The organism is Streptomyces gobiensis (assembly GCF_021216675.1).
GTDB lineage: Bacteria > Actinomycetota > Actinomycetes > Streptomycetales > Streptomycetaceae > Streptomyces > Streptomyces gobiensis.
Genome location: NZ_CP086120.1, coordinates 2390985 through 2410473 on the forward strand (window position 1 = coordinate 2390985; position 19489 = coordinate 2410473).

At 69.8% G+C, this 19489-nt stretch carries 20 protein-coding genes; 8 read left to right on the top strand and 12 right to left on the bottom strand.

Going from position 1 to position 19489, the window contains the following annotated elements; all coding sequences use genetic code 11:
• A complete protein-coding gene (gene disA / locus test1122_RS10920) occupies positions 1–1059 on the top strand; it encodes a DNA integrity scanning diadenylate cyclase DisA (RefSeq protein ID WP_232271861.1) in 1059 nt (352 codons plus the stop codon).
• Positions 1060–1132: 73 nt separating this feature from the next.
• On the opposite strand, the gene test1122_RS10925 is transcribed toward disA, so the two are convergent.
• Positions 1133–1951 carry a hypothetical protein gene (locus test1122_RS10925; RefSeq protein ID WP_232268978.1) on the bottom strand — a complete coding sequence of 273 codons (819 nt, stop codon included), beginning with the start codon at positions 1949–1951 and terminating at the stop codon, positions 1133–1135.
• Between the two features lie 157 nt (positions 1952–2108).
• Here test1122_RS10925 and test1122_RS10930 point away from each other — a divergent pair, with 157 nt between their 5' ends.
• The 7 genes from test1122_RS10930 (at position 2109) to test1122_RS10960 (ending at position 7048) form a co-directional block, all read left to right on the top strand.
• Positions 2109–3020: an HhH-GPD family protein gene (locus tag test1122_RS10930; RefSeq protein ID WP_232268979.1), complete on the top strand. Its 912-nt coding sequence runs from the start codon at positions 2109–2111 to the stop codon at positions 3018–3020.
• 162 nt (positions 3021–3182) lie between these two features.
• On the top strand, positions 3183–3734 hold the full coding sequence (locus test1122_RS10935; protein WP_232268980.1) for a SigE family RNA polymerase sigma factor: 552 nt from the start codon (positions 3183–3185) through the stop codon (positions 3732–3734).
• A complete protein-coding gene (locus test1122_RS10940; RefSeq protein WP_232268981.1) occupies positions 3722–4471 on the top strand; it encodes a hypothetical protein in 750 nt (249 codons plus the stop codon). Before test1122_RS10935 ends, test1122_RS10940 begins: the two co-directional genes overlap by 13 nt.
• An 8-nt stretch (positions 4472–4479) precedes the next feature.
• Positions 4480–5196, top strand: a complete 717-nt coding sequence (gene cseB, locus test1122_RS10945; protein ID WP_232268982.1) for a two-component system response regulator CseB — start codon at positions 4480–4482, stop codon at positions 5194–5196.
• Positions 5197–5208: 12 nt separating this feature from the next.
• Positions 5209–6465, top strand: a complete 1257-nt coding sequence (cseC, locus tag test1122_RS10950) for a two-component system sensor histidine kinase CseC (RefSeq protein WP_232268983.1) — start codon at positions 5209–5211, stop codon at positions 6463–6465.
• A gap of 74 nt (positions 6466–6539) precedes the next feature.
• Positions 6540–6803, top strand: a complete 264-nt coding sequence (locus tag test1122_RS10955) for a type II toxin-antitoxin system prevent-host-death family antitoxin (RefSeq protein WP_232268984.1) — start codon at positions 6540–6542, stop codon at positions 6801–6803.
• Positions 6800–7048, top strand: coding sequence for a type II toxin-antitoxin system RelE family toxin (locus test1122_RS10960; RefSeq protein WP_232268985.1), 249 nt, complete (start codon positions 6800–6802; stop codon positions 7046–7048). Before test1122_RS10955 ends, test1122_RS10960 begins: the two co-directional genes overlap by 4 nt.
• Before the next feature lie 188 nt (positions 7049–7236).
• Here test1122_RS10960 and test1122_RS10965 read toward each other — a convergent pair whose 3' ends face one another.
• From test1122_RS10965 to test1122_RS11015, 11 genes are all read right to left on the bottom strand, one after another.
• A complete protein-coding gene (locus tag test1122_RS10965; RefSeq protein ID WP_232268986.1) occupies positions 7237–9762 on the bottom strand; it encodes an ATP-dependent Clp protease ATP-binding subunit in 2526 nt (841 codons plus the stop codon).
• A 960-nt stretch (positions 9763–10722) separates the two neighbouring features.
• Positions 10723–11055 (bottom strand): histone-like nucleoid-structuring protein Lsr2, encoded by a 333-nt coding sequence (locus tag test1122_RS10970; protein ID WP_232268987.1) that lies wholly within the window; start codon positions 11053–11055, stop codon positions 10723–10725.
• A 201-nt stretch (positions 11056–11256) separates the two neighbouring features.
• Positions 11257–11775: an amino-acid N-acetyltransferase gene (locus tag test1122_RS10975; protein ID WP_232268988.1), complete on the bottom strand. Its 519-nt coding sequence runs from the start codon at positions 11773–11775 to the stop codon at positions 11257–11259.
• A gap of 9 nt (positions 11776–11784) precedes the next feature.
• Positions 11785–12177 carry a BlaI/MecI/CopY family transcriptional regulator gene (locus test1122_RS10980; protein ID WP_232268989.1) on the bottom strand — a complete coding sequence of 131 codons (393 nt, stop codon included), beginning with the start codon at positions 12175–12177 and terminating at the stop codon, positions 11785–11787.
• 108 nt (positions 12178–12285) lie between these two features.
• Positions 12286–12498, bottom strand: a complete 213-nt coding sequence (locus test1122_RS10985) for a hypothetical protein (RefSeq protein ID WP_232268990.1) — start codon at positions 12496–12498, stop codon at positions 12286–12288.
• Between the two features lie 624 nt (positions 12499–13122).
• Complete coding sequence (locus test1122_RS10990) at positions 13123–13752, bottom strand: hypothetical protein (RefSeq protein ID WP_232268991.1); 630 nt, start codon at positions 13750–13752, stop codon at positions 13123–13125.
• Between the two features lie 51 nt (positions 13753–13803).
• Positions 13804–14610: a type III pantothenate kinase gene (locus tag test1122_RS10995; RefSeq protein ID WP_232268992.1), complete on the bottom strand. Its 807-nt coding sequence runs from the start codon at positions 14608–14610 to the stop codon at positions 13804–13806.
• A 2-nt stretch (positions 14611–14612) separates the two neighbouring features.
• Positions 14613–15689 (bottom strand): carboxylating nicotinate-nucleotide diphosphorylase, encoded by a 1077-nt coding sequence (nadC, locus tag test1122_RS11000; protein ID WP_422396963.1) that lies wholly within the window; start codon positions 15687–15689, stop codon positions 14613–14615.
• A complete protein-coding gene (locus tag test1122_RS11005) occupies positions 15686–17413 on the bottom strand; it encodes an L-aspartate oxidase (protein WP_232268993.1) in 1728 nt (575 codons plus the stop codon). Before test1122_RS11005 ends, nadC begins: the two co-directional genes overlap by 4 nt.
• Positions 17410–18417 (bottom strand): pantoate--beta-alanine ligase, encoded by a 1008-nt coding sequence (gene panC, locus test1122_RS11010; protein WP_232268994.1) that lies wholly within the window; start codon positions 18415–18417, stop codon positions 17410–17412. Before panC ends, test1122_RS11005 begins: the two co-directional genes overlap by 4 nt.
• The gene (locus tag test1122_RS11015) at positions 18417–19325 is read right to left on the bottom strand and encodes a Rossmann-like and DUF2520 domain-containing protein (RefSeq protein WP_232268995.1); all 909 of its coding nucleotides are present in this window, start codon (positions 19323–19325) and stop codon (positions 18417–18419) included. Before test1122_RS11015 ends, panC begins: the two co-directional genes overlap by 1 nt.
• Positions 19326–19489 lie beyond the last annotated feature (164 nt).

Here is a 19489-nt window from a genome sequence, read left to right on the forward strand (position 1 = left end):
ATGCGCGCCTCACTGAGCGCGGTCGCGCCTGGCACCGCTCTGCGCGATGGCCTGGAGCGGGTCCTGCGCGGCAACACCGGCGGACTCATCGTCCTCGGCATGGACAAAACGGTCGAAACGCTGTGCACCGGTGGCTTCGTACTGGATGTGGAGTTCTCCGCGACCCGGCTGCGGGAGCTGTGCAAGCTCGACGGCGCGCTGATCCTCGACAAGGACATCACCAAGATTGTGCGGGCCGGGGTGCAGCTCGTCCCGGACGCGGCGATCGCCACCGAGGAGACCGGCACCCGGCACCGTACGGCGCAGCGGGTCTCCATCCAGACCGGCTTCCCGGTCGTCTCCGTCAGCCAGTCGATGCGGCTGATCGCCCTGTATGTGGACGGCCAGCGGCGGGTCCTGGAGGACTCGGCGGCGATTCTGTCCAGGGCCAACCAGGCGCTGGCCACGCTGGAGCGGTACAAGCTCAGACTCGACGAAGTCGCGGGCACGCTCTCCGCTCTGGAGATCGAGGACCTGGTGACCGTCCGCGATGTGTCGGCGGTGGGACAGCGGCTGGAGATGGTGCGCCGGATCGCCACCGAGATCGCCGAGTATGTGGTGGAGCTCGGCACGGACGGCCGGCTGCTGTCGCTCCAGCTGGATGAGCTGATCGCGGGCGTCGAGCCGGAGCGGGAGCTGGTCGCCCGGGACTATGTGCCGGAGCCGGGCGGCAAACGGTCCCGTACGGTCAGCACCGCCCTGGCCGAGCTGAACCGGCTCACCCATACGGAACTGCTCGAACTCCCCACGGTGGCCCGTGCGCTGGGATACAGCGGCGCACCGGAAACGCTGGACTCGGCGGTGTCGCCGCGCGGTTACCGGCTGCTGGCGAAGGTGCCGCGGCTGCCGAACACGGTGATCGAGCGGCTGGTGGAGCACTTTGGGGGGCTCCAGAAGCTGCTGGCTGCGAGCGTCGACGATCTGCAGACCGTCGATGGCGTCGGCGAAGCGCGGGCCCGCTCCGTCCGCGAGGGCCTCTCGCGGCTGGCGGAGTCCTCAATCCTCGAGCGCTACGTCTAGCGGCTCGGGCTCGATTTTCGAGCCCGTCCGGCGGACTGGGGTCCGGGGCGAAGCCCCCCGCGCAGGGCGGCGCCTAGTCCTTCGTCAGGACGAAAGACGTCTGGGCCGTGCCCAGGCCCGGGACCGCTGCCTCGGCGAGATACGTGCCGGTCTTCGCCGACCCCCCGGAAGGCGTCGCACACTCAGCCGCACTGCGCTTACGGTCCCATTCGACCGTGTGAGTAACCTCACCCCGCGCCGGAACCCGCAGCAGCGCCGAGCCGCTCCCGGCCGGGCAGTGGTCGGAGGCCCAGACCGTGTCGTCGTTGGTGTCCGAGATGGTGATGACGGCCTTCTTCGGTCCGAAGTCGACCTTGCAGGCGTCGCCCCCACCGTTCTCCGCGATGAGCTTGAACTTGGGCTTCTCCCCCGGCGCGTACTCATTCTCGACGCTGACCAGGCGCAGCTTGACCGGACCCGACGTGCACGTCGGCAGATCCGCCGCCGGTACCCCGCCGCCGCCCGCCGTACCGCCCGTACGCGCGGAGCCGGCGGACCCGCCGGATCCCCCCGTACCGTTGGAACCGTCGTCGCCGGAGCCACCGCCCGTACCCGCGGAGTCACCGGTACCGCCGTGGTCGCCGTCCGCGCCGCCGTCCTCCTCATCGCGCCCCCCGGGGCGCTCGCTGATCACCGGCTCCGAGCTGGTGGGCCCGGGCGTAATCGCGCTGGCGGCGCCGTCGCCACGGTTGTCCGAGCCGCCACCCGCCTGCTTACCGCCGCTGCCGGCACCGGAGTTGAGCGCCCAGACGACCAGCACAAGGAGCAAAGCGACCAGGGACAGCGCAACTGCCCTCCGTCGCCAGTAGATGGAGGAGGGAAGCGGCCCGATCGGATTGCGCAGAGATCCCACGCGGAAACCTTACGAGACATCAGGCGCCACACAGCCCCGTACCCGCCACACGAGGGACATCTTTTCGTATCAGCGGCACTCAACGCCCCAGACCACGCAGGCGCGCGGCGCGGAGCGTTTCTCCCTCGCCACACACCGTGCCAGGATCTAAGGCGCCATGACTGCTACGACTGAGCACAACGCGCCCGAGCACAGCGCGACCGATCTCCACGCACCCGTCATCGACTGGTTCGACGCTCACGCCCGCGATCTGCCCTGGCGCCGCCCCGAGGCGGGGGCCTGGGGTGTGATGGTCAGCGAGTTCATGCTGCAGCAGACCCCGGTGAACCGGGTGCTGCCGGTGTACGAGCAGTGGCTGGCGCGCTGGCCACGCCCCGCCGACCTGGCCGCCGAGCCGCCCGGCGAGGCGGTACGCGCCTGGGGCCGCCTCGGCTATCCGCGGCGGGCTCTGCGACTGCACGGGGCGGCGGCGGCCATAGCGGAGCGGCACGGCGGCGAAGTACCCAAGGAGCACGCCCAGCTCCTCGCGCTGCCCGGGGTCGGCGAGTACACGGCTGCGGCAGTGGCCTCGTTCGCCTACGGTCAGCGGCATCCGGTGCTGGACACCAATGTGCGCCGGGTCTTCGCCCGCGCGCTGGGCGGCCAGCAGTATCCGCCGAACGCCACCACCGCCGCCGAGCGCAAGCTGGCCCGGTCCGCGCTCCCCGAGGCCGAGGCGCAGGCGGCACGCTGGGCCGCGGCCACCATGGAGCTGGGCGCCCTGGTGTGCACGGCCCGCACCCCCGGCTGCGCCCGCTGCCCGATCGCCGACCGGTGCGCCTGGCGGCTCGCGGGATCGCCTCCGCATGAGGGCCCGCCCCGCCGTGGCCAGACCTACGCCGGTACGGACCGCCAGGTCCGCGGCAAGCTGCTGGCCGTACTGCGTGAAGCGGTTTCGCCGGTGCCGCAGGAGGTGCTGGATCAGGTGTGGGACGAGCCGACGCAGCGGGCCCGGGCGCTTGACGGGCTGGTCGCGGACGGTCTCGTCGAACCGTTGGCGGGCGGGGTCTACCGCCTGCCGCTCAGCTGACAGCTCTGTTGCACAGCCCTGTTACACAACCGACGGGTACTCGTGCGGCCGTTGTGCGCTCGCCATGGGCACGCCGCAACACCGGCTCCGTAGCTTCTTCCTCATCAGACCGACCGGCCCCGACTGACCAAACGGGGACCGGCGAGCCACGAGGAGGCGGGCATGACGGGGACGGCACAGGTGCTGGACTTTGAGGATTACGTACGGACGCGGCAGGATGCCCTTCTGCGCAGCGCCCGCCGCCTCGTGCCGGACCCGATCGACGCCCAGGACCTGCTCCAGACCGCGCTGGTCCGGACCTACGGAAAGTGGGACGGTATAGCCGACAAGTCGCTGGCCGACGCCTATCTGCGCCGGGTGATGATCAATACTCGTACCGAGTGGTGGCGCTCCCGGCGACTCCACGAGGTGCCGACCGAAGCGCTTCCCGATGTGGCGAGCGTCGACGACGGTTCCGAGCAGCACGCCGACCGGGCGCTGCTGATCGACATCCTCGGGGTGCTGGCGCCCAAGCAGCGCAGCGTGGTCGTACTGCGCCACTGGGAGCAGATGACCACGGAGGAGACGGCGGAGGCGCTGGGGATGTCCGCCGGGACGGTGAAGAGCACACTGCACCGGGCGCTGGCCCGGCTGCGTGCGGAGCTGGAGAGCAGGGAGCTGCGTTGGGAGCAGGAGCGGACCCAGGAGCGGGAACGCGCGGCGTGCGCTGCCTGAAGGCGGCTCCCACGGTGGCCGCTGCCTCGACGGTCTCGGTGCTGCTGGCCACCGCCTTGACCGCGTGCGGCAGCGGCGGCGGCATCCGGGTCGAGCAGTCCGCGGCCGCCTCCGACAGCCCCCACTCCAAGATCACTCAGCTGCCCGCCTCCCCGCTGCCCACCGACAGCGGCGCGGAGGCCGGCTCGCCCAAGCCGTCCGCCACTCCCTCGGGCGGCGCCCAGGACTCACCGGAAGAGCCGCCGCTGCCGACCGCGGCGGTCCCGGTGTCCCCGCCCGGCGCGGACCGGGAGCTGGATATCGTCGCGCTGCTGAAGGCCGATCCGGCGGTCGGCGCCGCCGTCAAGCGGGATCTGCACCCCTGCACCCGGAAGGCATGGCCGATCGATCTGGCCTACGGTCGGCTGACTCGCGCTGCCGCGTCCGATGTTGTGGTCAATGTCTCGACCTGTGCTGATGGCAAGGGTGTGGGCAGCTATGTCTACCGGCAGAATCGTGCCGGTGAGTATGTGAACGTCTTCGCCGATGAGGAACCGGCCGTATACGCCGAGATCGACAAGGGCGCGTTGCAGGTGTACCAGCAGATCTACTTCAACGACGACCCGGTCTGCTGCCCGTCCGGCGAGGATGTCGTCACCTATGTGTGGCGGGACGGCAAGTTCGCCGAGCTGGACCGCGCGTACAAGGAGTATCCGAAGACCACGGCCGGTGCGGGCGAAACCGGTGGAGAGGGCTGAGACAAGCGGTGGCCGACACGCATGTGCTGTTCGTGGAGGACGACGACGTCATCCGGGAGGCACTTCAGCTGACCCTGGAGCGGGACGGCTTCACGGTGACGGCGGTCGCCGACGGACTGGCCGGTCTGGAGGCGTTCCGGGCCGACCGGCCCGATGTGGCACTGCTCGATGTGATGGTGCCGGGGCTCGACGGGGTGAGCCTGTGCCGCCGTATCCGGGATGAGTCGACGGTCCCGGTGATCATGCTGTCCGCGCGGGCGGACTCCATCGATGTGGTCCTCGGCCTGGAGGCCGGGGCCGACGACTATGTGACCAAGCCCTTTGACGGCGCGGTGCTGGTGGCCCGGATCCGCGCGGTGCTGCGCCGCTTCGAGCACTCCCGGGTAGCGAGTCCGGCGGCGGACGCGGACGGGCACGGGGACGCTCCCGGCTGCCGGGACACGCTGCTGCGGTTCGGCGATCTGGAGGTCGACACGGAGGGGATGGAGGTCCGCCGGGACGGCGAGCCGGTGCCGCTGACGCCGACCGAGATGCGGCTGCTGCTGGAGTTCTCCGCCGCACCCGGTGCGGTGCTGTCCCGGGACCGGCTGCTGGAACGGGTGTGGGACTACGGCTGGGGCGGGGACACCCGGGTCGTCGATGTCCATGTGCAGCGGTTGCGGGCGAAGATCGGACAGAACCGGATCGAAACCGTCCGGGGCTTCGGCTACAAGCTGAAGGGCTGAGGTGCCTGCCCCGTGTACCGACTGACCCTCCGCGTCGGCCTGCGCTGGAAGCTGAGCATCGCCATCGCAGCCGTCAGCGCGCTGGTCGCGCTGGTGCTGAGTCTGCTCGTACACAACGCCGCCCGCATCTCAATGATCAACAACAGCCGTGATCTTCAGGATGAACGGCTGCAGTCCGCGCAGCGGATCTACGAGTCCAATGAGCGGCTGGCCTTCGGCGCGATGCTCAACGATCCCGACCTGCCGGAGCCGCTGCTGGATGCCCTCGCCCGTGGCGAACGCGCCACATATGTCAGTGAGGGCGGCAGCAGCAGCCCGGATGTCTGGGCGGCGACCCCGCTCCCGGACGGCGGTGTGCTCTCGCTGCACACCCGCTTCACCGACCGCTACTCGGTCCTGGGCGAGCTGGACCGGACCCTGGTGATCGGTTCGTTGACGGTCGTGCTCGGCAGCACCGCGCTCGGGGTGCTGATCGGCGGCAAGCTCTCCCGGCGGCTGCGCAAGGCGGCCGTCGCGGCGGGCCGGGTCGCCGAGGGCGACGCCGATGTACGGGTACGGGAGGCGATCGGCGGCCGGGCCCAGGACGAGACTGATGAACTGGCCCGCGCCATCGACGCCATGACCGACGCCCTGCAAGCCCGGCTGGAGGCCGAGCGCCGAGTCACCGCCGATATCGCCCATGAGCTGCGTACCCCGGTGACCGGCCTGCTCACCGCAGCCGAGCTGCTCCCCGCGGGGCGGCCCACGGAGATGGTGCGGGACCGGGCACAGGTGCTGCGTACCCTCGTCGAGGACATCCTGGAGGTGGCCCGGCTGGACGGCGCCGCCGAACGGGCCGAGCTGCAGGAGGTCGCGCTCGGCGAGTTCGTCACCCGCCGGGTGCGGACCCTGGCGCCGGACGCGGAAGTTGAGGTCGTACGGGACGCGATCGTCACCACCGACCCGCGCCGGCTGGAACGGATCCTGGGCAACCTGCTGGTCAACGCCGCCCGCCATGGCGCACCGCCGGTCGAGGTCACCGTCGAGGACCGGCTGATCCGGGTCCGCGACCACGGCCCCGGCTTCCCCCCGGCCCTGCTGGCCGACGGCCCCAGCCGCTTCCGCACCGGCAGCACCGACCGCGCCGGTACGGGGCACGGCCTGGGCCTGACCATCGCAACCGGCCAGGCCCGGGTGCTGGGCGCCCGGCTGACCTTCCGCAACACCACACCGGGCGCGGTAGCGACCCTCCGTCTCCCAGAGGCTCCCCCGGACCCAGTCGGCTCCTAGCCCCAGGGTTTGCCGTTGTTGAGAATTCCTCGAATCGCCCCAGCGGAACATATACATAGGTGTACAGTAGATATATGTCCGCTACATATCCGATCGCCGAGGCGCGAGGCAAGCTCGGTGACCTCGCGCGCCGCGCCGCCCAGCACGAGCACATCACCTTGACAGACCGCGGCGTCCCAGCAGCGGTCCTCATCTCCCCCGCCGAGCTCGAAGATCTTGAGGACGCCCTCGCCCTCGCTCGCCTTGAGCGTGATCGGGCGCTCGGCCGCACCGAGAGCCCGATTCCTCACGACGAAGCACGTCGCGCCCTCCTCGACGCCGCGGGGAGGGGCGCGTGACATGGCAGGTTCTGTGGGAACCAGCTGCCCTCGACACCGCCACCGGTCACCTCAAGGATGACCCCCGCAGTGTTGATGCCCTCCTCCAGGCCACCGATCAGCTTGCCGAGGACTCCCGGCCTGAAGGATCCCGCCCCTGGGGCACCCACCACCGTCGTCTTCGCCACGGCGCCTGGCGCATCCTCTACCGCGTCGATCCGGAAGCCCACACCATCCACATCGAGCACATCGCACGTACCAGCTGAACCGCTCCGAGCTGGATCCATCACAGCTGACGCTGTACCTGCCGCTGTACGCAGCGCAGTTATGGGGCCGTGTGCGGGCCCGGCCCGCACCGGGCCGGGCGCGTATGGATACGGCTCACGGACATACGTCGGCCCCGGAACCTTCCTCGGTTCCGGGGCCGATATGGGTCTTGGCCTCAGGAGACCTGTCAGGGCTCCTTCGTCAGGTTGGGGCCGTGGCCCGTGGCCTGCTCGACCGGCGGGGTGTCCGGAAGGGCGGACTTTTCCTCGCCGCGGAAGGTGAACTTCGCCTCTTCACCCTCGCCCTCGGTATCGACCACCACGATGTGACCGGGGCGCAGCTCGCCGAAGAGAATCTTCTCGGAGAGCGCGTCCTCGATCTCCCGCTGGATCGTCCGACGCAGCGGCCGGGCACCCATCACCGGGTCGTAGCCGCGCTTGGCGAGCAGTTCCTTGGCCTCGGTGCTGAGCTCGATGCCCATGTCGCGGTCCTTCAGACGCTCATCCACCTGGGCGATCATCAGGTCGACGATCTGGATGATGTCTTCCCGGGTGAGCTGGTGGAAGACCACCGTGTCATCGACACGGTTCAGGAACTCCGGCCGGAAGTGCTGCTTGAGCTCTTCGTTGACCTTGTTCTTCATCCGCTCGTAGCCGGTCTTCACATCGCCCTGGGCGGCGAAGCCCAGGTTGAAGCCCTTGGAGATATCCCGGGTGCCAAGGTTTGTCGTCATGATGATGACGGTGTTCTTGAAGTCCACGACCCGGCCCTGGGAGTCGGTCAGGCGACCGTCCTCCAGGATCTGCAGCAGGGAATTGAAGATATCCGGGTGGGCCTTCTCGACCTCATCGAAGAGGACGACCGAGAACGGCTTACGGCGCACCTTCTCGGTGAGCTGGCCACCCTCCTCATAGCCGACATAGCCGGGAGGCGAGCCGAAGAGGCGGGAGACCGTGTGCTTCTCCGAGAACTCGGACATATCCAGGGAGATGAGCGCGTCCTCATCGCCGAAGAGGAATTCGGCGAGGGTCTTGCTCAGCTCCGTCTTACCGACACCGGACGGGCCGGCGAAGATGAACGAGCCACCGGGGCGCTTCGGGTCCTTCAGGCCGGCGCGGGTACGCCGGATGGCCTGCGAGAGGGCCCTGATGGCGTCCTCCTGGCCGATGACGCGCTTGTGGAGCTCGTCCTCCATGCGCAGCAGACGGGAGGACTCCTCCTCCGTCAGCTTGAAGACCGGGATACCCGTGGACGCGGCGAGGACCTCGGCGATCAGCTCCTCGTCCACCTCGGCGACGACATCCATGTCGCCGGCCTTCCACTCCTTCTCCCGCTTGGCCTTCTGCGCCAGGAGCTGCTTCTCGGTGTCCCGCAGGGAAGCCGCCTTCTCGAAGTCCTGCGAGTCAATCGCGGACTCCTTCTCCCGGCGGACGTTCGCGATCTTCTCATCGAACTCGCGGAGGTCCGGCGGCGCGGTCATCCGGCGGATACGCATCCGGGATCCGGCCTCGTCGATCAGGTCGATCGCCTTGTCCGGCAGGAAGCGGTCCGAGATGTACCGGTCGGCCAGCGTCGCGGCTCCGACCAGGGCGGCGTCCGTGATGGAGACACGGTGGTGTGCCTCGTACCGGTCGCGCAGACCCTTGAGGATCTCGATCGTGTGCGGCAGCGACGGCTCCGCGACCTGGATGGGCTGGAAGCGGCGCTCCAGGGCCGCGTCCTTCTCCAGGTGCTTGCGGTACTCATCGAGCGTCGTGGCACCGATGGTCTGCAGCTCGCCGCGGGCCAGCATGGGCTTGAGGATGCTGGCGGCGTCGATCGCGCCCTCGGCGGCGCCCGCACCCACCAGGGTGTGCAGCTCGTCGATGAACAGGATGATGTCGCCGCGGGTGCGGATCTCCTTGAGAACCTTCTTCAGGCGCTCTTCGAAGTCACCGCGGTACCGGGAGCCGGCGACCAGGGCGCCCAGGTCCAGGGTGTAGAGGTGCTTGTCCTTGAGGGTCTCGGGCACCTCACCCTTGACGATGGCCTGGGCCAGGCCCTCGACCACCGCCGTCTTGCCGACGCCGGGCTCGCCGATGAGGACCGGGTTGTTCTTGGTGCGGCGCGAGAGCACCTGCATGACCCGCTCGATCTCCTTCTCGCGCCCGATGACCGGGTCGAGCTTGGATTCGCGGGCGGCCTGCGTGAGGTTGCGGCCGAACTGGTCCAGGACAAGGGAGGTCGAGGGCGTGCCCTCGGCAGGGCCACCGGCGGTGGCCGCCTCCTTGCCGCCGGAGTAACCGGAGAGCAGCTGGATGACCTGCTGCCGCACCCGGTTCAGATCGGCGCCCAGCTTCACAAGGACCTGGGCTGCGACGCCCTCGCCCTCGCGGATCAGGCCGAGCAGGATGTGCTCCGTGCCGATGTAGTTGTGGCCAAGCTGAAGTGCCTCGCGGAGCGACAGCTCCAGCACCTTCTTGGCGCGAGGAGTGAAGGGGATGTGGCCGGAGGGCGCCTGCTGCCCCTGACCGATGATCTCCTCCACCTGCTGGCGGACCGCCTCGAGCGAAATCCCGAGGCTCTCCAGTGCCTTAGCGGCGACACCCTCACCCTCGTGGATCAGGCCCAGGAGGATGTGCTCAGTGCCGATGTAGTTGTGGTTGAGCATCCGGGCTTCTTCCTGAGCCAGGACGACAACCCGCCGCGCGCGGTCGGTGAACCTCTCGAACATCGTTAATCGCTCCTCAGAGCGGTCAGTCAGTTAGGGGTAGGTCCCCTCCCTGTCCTTCCGCAGCTTAGTCCCGCAACGGGGGACCGCTCATTCCAACTGCTGTCACCCATCCACGGGCACCTGCCCCGAACAGCCGACAACAGTTCCAACCCGATGGTGCGAGACGATGTTCCCGCAGGCCAGGCGTATCCACCTGCATTCAGTACGCCCATGGCGAACGCGCCGCTGCCGACACGCTCCGCCATAGCGTCATCGCCTTCCGCACCCCCGTACCACTAGGGATTCCTTACCCGCTGGAACCTGCACTCCATGCGGAGCACCCAGGGGTCATCCGCTACCGGCGAACACCCTTGCGCCGTCGGCGGCGACCCCACGCTCCCCGCATAAGCACACGACGTGATCACGGACCAACTCTACGTAACTTACTGGGGTTTTGGCAGTTGCTCCGGGCATGACCTTCACCCTCCCACGCCCACGGACCACCGCGGAGGACGCGGCCAGTGATCCACCTGTCCGGGCGAACCATGAAGACGCCAGAAACGCAGAGAACGCTGAGAACGCTGAGAACCACGACTATCTGGAGATGCCCGCCGATGCTGGGTTCGCGCTGCTGCGGCGCGGGGTGCGGACCGGCCCCATGGAGTACGACCCGGAGACCGGTCGCGTCCGGCTGATGGTGCCGGAGGGCAGCGCGGAAGAGTTTCCGGGGCTGCTGGAGTGGCTTGAGTGGGGCGGCGTCGAGCTGGATCTGACCGCCCGGGAAGGTCCGCGGTGTGGGGGGTGCGCGGAAACAGAAACCACCGAAACCACGGAAACCACAGAAACCGGCTCGCGGGAGGCCGCGGTTTGGCTACGGCCTCCCGAACCGGGGTGCGAGGTGGATCTCGTACGACTGGTCAGCGCGGCAGCCACGGAATGCCACCGCGCTCGGCTGCGGCGGAATGCTGGCGCCCAAGGCGCTCAGGCGTTGGCCTTCTCGTATGCCTCGCGGATTTCGGCGGGGACCCGGCCGCGGTCATTGACCTCGTAACCGTTCTCCCGCGCCCAAGCGCGGATCTTGGCGGTGTCCTGGCTGCCACCGCTCGCCGCTGCGGCGCGGCCCTTGCCGCGCGAAACGCGACCGGTGCGGCGGCCTGCCTTCACGAAGTCAGCCAGAGCCTCGCGCAGCTTGTCCGCATTGGCGGTGGTGAGGTCGATCTCGTAGGACTTGCCGTCCAGCGCGAACGTCACCGTCTCGTCCGCCTCGCCGCCATCGAGGTCGTCTACAAGAAGGACCTGAACCTTCTGTGCCACGGCTACTCCCATTCACTGTCGCCGTCCTGCCATTGGGACAGCGATAACCGATTACTGATATTGACGACGCCAGCAAACCTCTTTTCCCCGGAAAACACAAACCCTGTGGGATGTTTGTCTAGCGACCCGACAGGGATTGGCGGGATGTTTCGGACATAGGCCACGCAGATGTGATGACTCCGTGATGAGACATAGGCGCCCTCATAGGTGCAGCAGCATCCGGCTGTTGCCCAAGGTGTTGGGCTTCACTCGTTCGAGACCGAGGAACTCGGCCACACCCTCGTCATAGGAACGAAGCAGCTCACTGTAGACATCGCCGTCTACCGGTGTCTCACCGATCTCAGTGAAGCCATGCTTGGCGAAGAAGTCCACTTCGAAGGTGAGACAGAAAATGCGCCGGACACCGAGCCAGCGCGCGGTCTGGAGCAGCTTCTCCAGCACCTGATGTCCCACACCGGTGCCCTTGAGAGAAGGGTCTACGGCCAGCGTGCGGACCTCCGCGAGGTCTTCCCACATCACATGCAAGGCACCACAGGCGACCACCTCGGCATCGTGGTCCCGCTCGGCGACCCAGAACTCCTGGATGTCCTCGTAAAGCGTCACAGTCGCTTTGTCGAGGAGGATCCGGTCGCGTGAGTAGGTGTCGATGAGGCGGCGCACAGCACGTACATCGCTGGTCCTCGCCCGGCGAACGGTGACCTCACTTATGGCTTCTGGCATGACCGAACGCTATCGCTCCTCTGGAGGCGAGAGATGCACACCATTGAGTTGCACAACGCGCAAGGCGTCCCGCAGAGCTTCGACCTGTTCCGGGGACATCATCCCGAAGAACGCGACGAGTGCGGATGCGGGGTTGTCGCTTGCCGACCAAGCCTCGTTCATGAGGGCGGCGGCGTAGGCGGCACGAGTGGAGACCGCTTCATATCGATAGGCGCGACCGTCCTGCTCACGGCGGACCCAGCCCTTCTGATGCAGGTTGTCCATTACGGTCATGACCGTCGTGTAGGCGATCTGCCGTTCTTCTTGGAGATCTTCCAGGACTTCTCGGACGGTTACCGGGCGGTTCCACTGCCATACCCGGGTCATGATGGCGTCTTCCAACTCACCCAATGGTCGCGGCACAGGAAGAATATTAGTGGGAGATGTCGCGAATGACGCCCCTTTTCGGAGCGTCATTCGGTATAAAAAGGGCGAATGGGGGCGGCGGAGGGTGCGTATCGCTTGCGCGGCTTAGGCGCGGGATTCGCGGGATTCGCGGGATTCGGCGTCCGGCTGGGGCTGGCTCGCCGCCTGGGCCGCGTCCGCGCGGGCGAACGCGGCATCCACGGCGGCGTCCTCCTTGGCCTTGTTGGGGCCGCCCTGGCTCTTCACGATCGTCACGATGAGCGCGGTGAAGGCTACGGCCATCACCGCGGAGGGGGTGAGTGCGGCGACGTAATCCATGCTGTCGGCCTCCTTGCTGCGCGGGCCTTCCAGAGTAGGCCAGCTTGTGTCCGGCTCTTCGCGGGGGCGGGTGAGCAGGCTGCTGCCCCGCCGTACGTTGCCGGCTGTCCCGCCGTGGGTGGGTGTCCCCGTTCCCGCCCCTCCCCGGTTCTGCCTCTATGCGCCTCCGCCGCGTGGCGGGGCTCCGCCCCAGCGCGGGGGTGCCGTGGGTGGGTTTCCCCGTATCCCGCCCCTTCCCGGAAACCGGGGCTTCGCCCCGGGCCCCGGAGGTGGCCGGGTGCGGGCCGGTGGCCGGGTGTTGTGCCCACCAAGCGTCGCAAGCTCCGTTACGGGGTTGGCCGGAGCGTCGTGGCTGGGGTGGGTGGGTGGTTGCGTAGCAGGGTGGACCCACGCCCCTCGCGGGGCTGCGAGTGCCCACAACATGGGGGTGGGGGTCTGGGGGCGGCAGCCCCCAGTTTCGGGAAGGGGCCGGGTTCGGGGAACTCCCACCGCCGACAACGACGCTCAGCCAGCACCGACGGACGGAGTCCGGCGCTGGGGGCACCTCCCAGCCCGCCAGGGCTAGGGGAGGCCGAAGCCCGGGAGGCCCGCCAGGGCCGACCGGTGCGAGGGCGCCAATAAGGGCTAAACCGCTTTGGGGTAGGACTCCTCTGGGGGTGGGGGAGGTGGGGACGGTGCGGGCGTGGGGCGGCGGCGGGGTGGGAAGACCTCGGCGGGAGTGGGTACCGGGCGGCTGGGTGCCGGTTTGGCGGGCGGCTTCGTACGGTCCGGCTTCGGCTTCTCCTTCTCCTCCCCGGCCTCCGCCGCCTCCGCCGCCTCCGCCGAGCGGCCACCGGGAAGCGCGTACAGGTGGGTCCGGGCGGCCGGCAGGACCACCCGGGTCAGCAGTTCGGTGCGGCGAGCCGCCTCAGATGGGCCCGTTCGTTGCGCGCAGAGCTCGTGCACGGCGGCCAGGTCGTCGACGGTCGGCACATAGCCCGCCTCCAGGGCGTCCTGGAGGCGTTCCAGATAGCCCGTCGCGGAGCCCGGCAGGGCGTCCCGGTAGCGGACCAGGTCGGCGGTGAGGAAGGCGCGGAGCCGGTGCGCCTCATGCGTCACATCGTTCACAGCCTGGGCAAGCATCAGACACTCCCGGACCTCCTCCTGATCGGGGACGGGGGCGGGCTGGAGGGCATTGGCGAGGGCGCGTCGGAGCACACGCAGCTCATCCGCGCTGAAGGCCATGCCGCCTCGGGAACCGTGTGGCGTGGGCATAGTGTGACTTTAAGTGCTAAATGCGACCAAAACGCCCATCAACGCGCCCGGCTACATCCGGGAGACGTTCCGCTCGTAGACGAGGCGCAGGCCGATCAGGGTCAGCCAGGGCTCGTGCTCGTCGATGACCGAGGCCTCGCCGAGCACCATGGGAGCCAGGCCACCGGTGGCGATAACCGTGACATCGTCGGGATCGCCGTCGGGGCCGGCCAGCTCGCGGGCCATGCGTTCCACGACCCCGTCGACCTGCCCGGCGAAGCCGTAGAGGATGCCGGACTGCATGGCCTCTACGGTGTTCTTGCCGATGACATTGCGCGGCCGCGCGAGCTCGATCTTGCGTAGCTGGGCGCCGCGCATACCGAGGGCCTCGACGGAGATCTCGATACCGGGCGCGATAACACCACCGGCGTACTCCCCCCGGGCGGAGACCGCGTCAAACGTGGTGGCCGTACCGAAGTCCACGACGATGCAGGGGCCGCCGTAGAGCTCGACCGCGCCGACGGCGTTGATGATGCGGTCGGCGCCGACCTCCTTCGGGTTGTCCATGAGGATCGGCACGCCGGTCTTGACACCCGGCTCGACCAGTACGGCGGGGATGTCGCCGTAGTAGCGGCGGGTCACCTCGCGCAGCTCATGCAGGACGGAGGGGACGGTGGAGCAGATGGCGATGCCGTCGATGCCCTCGCCGAGCTCCACCCCGAGCAGCGGGTGCATGCCCATCAGCCCCTGGAGCAGCACGGCGAGTTCATCGGCGGTGCGGCGGGCATCCGTGGAGATGCGCCAGTGCTCGACGATGTCCTCGCCGTCGAAGAGGCCAAGGACGGTCTGAGTGTTGCCGACGTCGATGGTGAGCAGCATGGTCAGTTCGCCTCACGCGGTTCTTCTCGGTCGTCCCGTACGTCGCGCAGATCCAGGCCGATGTCCAGGATCGGGGCGGAGTGGGTGAGCGCACCGACCGCGAGGTAGTCGACGCCGGTGGCGGCGTACGCGGCGGCGTTGTCGAGGGTCAGGCGGCCGGAGGACTCCAGGGCCGCGCGGCCCGCGACGAGCTTGACCGCTTCGGCGGTCTCAGCGGGGGTGAAGTTGTCCAGCAGGATCAGCTCCGCGCCCTCCGCGAGTACGGGCTCGATCTGGTCGAGGCGGTCGACCTCCACCTCGATGGGGACATCGGGGAACTCCGCACGGATCGCCTTGAACGCCTCGGCCACACCGCCTGCCGCGATGACGTGGTTGTCCTTGATGAGCGCGGCGTCGGAGAGGGAGAAACGATGGTTGACACCGCCGCCGCAGCGGACCGCGTACTTCTCCAGGGAGCGCAGGCCCGGGGTGGTCTTGCGGGTGTCCCGCACCTTGGCGTTCGTACCGGCCAGGGCATCGGCCCAGGCGCGGGTGGCGGTCGCGATGCCGGAGAGGCGGCACAGGAGATTGAGCGCGCTGCGTTCGCCGGTGAGGAGGTCGCGGGTGCGGGTACGGACGGTCAGGAGCCGCTGGCCGGCGGCGACCCGGTCACCGTCCTCGGCATGGCGCTCGACCTCGAACTCATCGGTGCAGACGATGGAGAGAATCGCCTCGGCGATCCGCAGCCCGGCGACGGTGCCCGCCTCGCGGGCGGTGAAGTCGCCGGTGGCAACGGCATCTTCGGGGATGGTGGCGACGGTGGTGACATCGATGCCGTGGTCGAGGTCCTCCTCGATGGCGAGGTGGGCGATGTCCTCGACCTGGACCGGGTCGAGGCCCGCGTCCGCCAGGAGCTGGGCAAGGTCCGGGTCGAGCCCGCACTCCAGGGGGTCGAGGCCGGGCTCCGCCTCGTCGGGGGAGCCGCAGCCGCAGGAGTCGCCGCATCCTCCGCCGCTGGCCGCGATGGGGAGCAGCGGGAGGGCCACGGGCTGCCGTCTGGCGGGCTCGGGGCGCTCTGTGCGGTCGTCGGGGGTGGTCACGGCTTCTCCTCGGTGGCGGGCGACGGGCAGACGACCGGCGGGAAGCCGGTGGCGTCGGTGGTGCGGGTCGTGAGGGTGCTGGCGGTGTTGAGCGTAACGATGAGGTGGCGGCGCCACACCTCGTCATCGCGATCGGGGAAGTCCTCCCGCCAGTGGCAGCCCCGGGTCTCCGCACGGCGGAGGGCGGCGGTGACCAGGACACGGGCGACGAGGTGAAGGTTGGTCGTCTCCCAGGCTTCCACACCGGGCTCGGCGGGCTTGTGGGCGGCGGCGAGTTCGTCGAGTTCGGCGGCGGCGGTGGCCAGGCTCTCCGCCGAGCGCAGGACTCCGGCGCCGCGCGTCATGATCCGCTGCACGGTGGGGCGGGCTTCGGGGGGCAGCAGCTCCATTGGCGGCTCCCCCGCCGCGCCCGTCGCGGGGACCTCCCGTACGCGCCTTTCCGGCGACGTAGCGGTGTCCCCGGTATCCGCGGTATCCGCGGTATCCGCGATATCCGCGGCGATGCGTTCGGCGAAGACCAGGCCCTCCAGGAGGGAGTTCGAGGCGAGCCGGTTGGCGCCGTGGACGCCGGTGCAGGCGGCCTCACCGCACGCGTAGAGGCCGGGGACCGTGGTGCGGCCGTGCAGATCGGTGCGGATACCGCCGGAGGCGTAGTGGGCGGCGGGAGCGACCGGGATGGGGGCGGTGACCGGGTCGATGCCGTGGGTACGGCAGGCGGCCAGGATCGTGGGGAAGCGCTCGGCCCACATCCGGGCGCCGAAGTGGCGGGCGTCCAGATACATATGGTCGACGCCCTGCTCCTGGCAGCGGCGCATGATCCCCTTGGCGACGATATCGCGGGGAGCCAGCTCGGCCAGCTCGTGCTGGCCGACCATGAAGCGGGTGCCGTCGGCGTCGATGAGATACGCGCCCTCACCGCGTACCGCTTCCGAGATCAGCGGCTGCTGGCCCTGGGCGTCCGGACCCAGATACAGAACCGTGGGGTGGAACTGGACGAACTCCAGATCGGAGACCTCCGCTCCGGCACGCAGGGCCAGGGCGACGCCGTCGCCGGTGGAGACGGCCGGGTTCGTGGTCGCGGAGAAGACCTGGCCCATGCCGCCGGTGGCCAGGACGACCGCGGGGGCGTGCACGGCCCCCACACCGTCGTGCTGGCCCTCGCCCATGACATGGAGGGAGATCCCGGCCGTATGACCGTCGGCGTCCGTCAACAGGTCAAGGACCAGGGCGTGGTCAACGGTTTCTATGCCCGCCTCATGGACCGCGCCGGCGAGGGCGCGGGAGATCTCCGCGCCGGTCGCGTCGCCGCCCGCGTGGGCGATACGGCGGCGGTGGTGGCCGCCTTCCCGGGTCAGTTCGATCTGGCCGGTGGCGGCGGAGGTGTCGAAGACCGCGCCGGTGGCGATGAGGCGACGTACGGCGTCCGGGCCCTCGGTGACCAGGAGGCGTACGGCCTCTTCATCGCAGAGGCCCGCGCCCGCGACCAGCGTGTCGTCGCGGTGCTGCTCGGGCGTATCGCCCTCACCGAGCGCCGCGGCGATGCCGCCCTGGGCCCAGCGGGTGGAGCCGTCGTCCAGGTGGGCCTTGGTGACGATGACGGTCCGCTGGCCGGTGGCGGCGCAGCGGAGCGCCGCCGTGAGTCCGGCGACACCGGAGCCGACGACCACGACGTCAGCCTCGATGGCCCAGCTTGGATCGAGGGCGTGCAGTCGTATGCCGGTCACGAGGCGGTCCCAAAGGTGAGGCGGATGTTGTCGATAAGGCGGGTGGTGCCGACGCGGGCGGCGACGGCGAGGATCGCTTCGCCCGCATGGGTCTCGGGGACTTCGGTGAAGTCGGCCGGGTCGACCAGGGCGAGGTAGTCCACGGCGTAATCCACGTCCGGGCTCCTCGTCCGCGCCGCCTCGTCCAGCACCTGCCGGGCCGCGGCGAGGGCCGAGCTGGGGCGGCCCCACGCGTGGGCGAGGGCATGGGCGTCGGCCGAGGCGCGGGGCTCGTCAAGTGCCGCGAGCGCCGCGGCGCGGTCCGTGCTCTCCGGGCGGCCGGGAGCGGCGGCCGCCCGCGCGCGCAGGGCGCCTTCGGCGGTCAGCCGGTCGCGGGCGGCGAAGAGTGCGTAGGACAGGGACAGGGCGGTCTGCCGCTCGGCGGCCGAAAGGTAGCGGTTACGGCTGGAGAGGGCGAGGCCGTCCTCCTCGCGGACCGTCGGTACGCCGACGACCTCGACCGGGAAGTTGAGATCCCGCGCCATCCGGGTGATCAGCGCGAGCTGCTGGGCATCCTTCTCGCCGTAGAGGGCGAGATCCGGCGCGGTGAGGTGGAGGAGCTTGGCGACGACCGTGAGCATGCCGTCAAAGTGGCCTGGCCGGAAGGCGCCTTCGAGGCGTTCACCCATGGGGCCCGCGGTGATCCGGACCTCGGGCTGCCCACCCGGGTACACCTCGTCGACGTCCGGCGCGAAGACGGTGTCCGCGCCCGACCGCTCGGCGACCCGGAGGTCCGCGTCCAGGGTTCGCGGATAGCGGTCCAGGTCCTCGCCGGCGCCGAACTGGAGTGGGTTGACGAACACGGTCACCACGACCTCGCCGTCCGGGCCGGCCATGTCATGGGCTTTACGGATCAGCGTGGCGTGGCCCTCGTGCAGGGCGCCCATGGTCATCACCACCGCGCGGCGCCCCGGTCGGGGCGCCGGGCGCAGCGCTTCGGCGGTGTGCAGCAGCCGCACGCTCATCACGCTCCTCCGTCCGCGAGCACCTCAAGCAGGTCCTCGGCCAGCTCCGGCTTGAGCAGCCCATGCGCGAGCGCCCGGTCCGCCGTCGTACGGGCCATGGCGAGGTAGCCCGAGACCGCGCCCGGCGCGTGCTCGCGCAGCTCGGCGATATGCGCGGCGACGGTGCCCGCGTCGCCGCGGGCGACCGGCCCGGTGAGAGCAGCGTCGCCGGATCGCAGGGCGTTGTCGAGGGCGGCGCCCAGCAGCGGGCCGAGCATCCGGTCCGGAGCGGCCACTCCGGCGGCCCGTAGCAGCTCCATGGACTGGGCGACCAGGGTGACCAGATGGTTGGCGCCCAGCGCGAGGGCGGCGTGGTAGAGCGGGCGGGACTCCTCGGCGATCCACTCGGGCTCGCCGCCCATCTCGATGACCAGCGCCTCGGCGGCCAGCCGCAGTTCCTCGGGCGCGGTGACGCCGAAGGAGCAGCCGGCCAGCCGCTGCACATCGACCGGCGTCCCGGTGAAGGTCATCACCGGGTGCAGGGCGAGCGGCAGCGCGCCCGCGCGCAGCGCGGGGTCAAGGACGGCGGTGCCGTAGCGGCCGGACGTATGGGCGATGAGCTGTCCCGGGCGGATGGCCCCGGTCTCGGCGAGACCGCTGATGAGGCCGGGCAGCGCGTCATCGGGGACGGTGAGCAGGACCAGCTCGGCGCGGGCCAGCACCTCGGCGGGCTCGACCAGCGGCACCCCGGGCAGCAGCGCGGCCGCGCGGCGCCGGGAGGCGTCGGACACCCCGGAGGCGGCGACCGGGCGGTGCCCGGCGAGCCGTAGCGCGGCGGCCAGCGCGGGGCCGACCCGGCCGGCGCCGACGACTCCGACGGTGAGCCGGGCGGGGCGGTCCTCGGCGTTGCCGGTGGGTTGTTCATTCACGTGAGCTGGGCCTTCCGTTCCAGTCCGCTGGATCGGTACCGGACGATCGTCGCCATGCTACGCGCCGTGGATGGGCCGGTGCTCAAGGTGGGCGCCGTGCGCAACACCGGGAGCCCGGCTAACGGGGCTCCGCCCCCGGGCCCCGTGAGCGGGAGTGCCGTGGG

Bases quoted from the DNA above. Each gene is read 5' to 3' on its own strand.
- disA (WP_232271861.1), top strand. From the start codon at position 1: ATGCGCGCCTCACTGAGCGCGGTCGCGCCTGGCACCGCTCTGCGCGAT.
- test1122_RS10985 (WP_232268990.1), bottom strand. From the start codon at position 12,498: ATGGATTACGTCGCCGCACTCACCCCCTCCGCGGTGATGGCCGTAGCC.
- test1122_RS10975 (WP_232268988.1), bottom strand. From the start codon at position 11,775: ATGCCAGAAGCCATAAGTGAGGTCACCGTTCGCCGGGCGAGGACCAGC.
- test1122_RS10935 (WP_232268980.1), top strand. From the start codon at position 3,183: ATGACGGGGACGGCACAGGTGCTGGACTTTGAGGATTACGTACGGACG.
- test1122_RS10965 (WP_232268986.1), bottom strand. From the start codon at position 9,762: ATGTTCGAGAGGTTCACCGACCGCGCGCGGCGGGTTGTCGTCCTGGCT.
- test1122_RS10955 (WP_232268984.1), top strand. From the start codon at position 6,540: ATGTCCGCTACATATCCGATCGCCGAGGCGCGAGGCAAGCTCGGTGAC.
- test1122_RS10990 (WP_232268991.1), bottom strand. From the start codon at position 13,752: ATGCCCACGCCACACGGTTCCCGAGGCGGCATGGCCTTCAGCGCGGAT.
- test1122_RS10995 (WP_232268992.1), bottom strand. From the start codon at position 14,610: ATGCTGCTCACCATCGACGTCGGCAACACTCAGACCGTCCTTGGCCTC.
- test1122_RS10930 (WP_232268979.1), top strand. From the start codon at position 2,109: ATGACTGCTACGACTGAGCACAACGCGCCCGAGCACAGCGCGACCGAT.
- panC (WP_232268994.1), bottom strand. From the start codon at position 18,417: ATGAGCGTGCGGCTGCTGCACACCGCCGAAGCGCTGCGCCCGGCGCCC.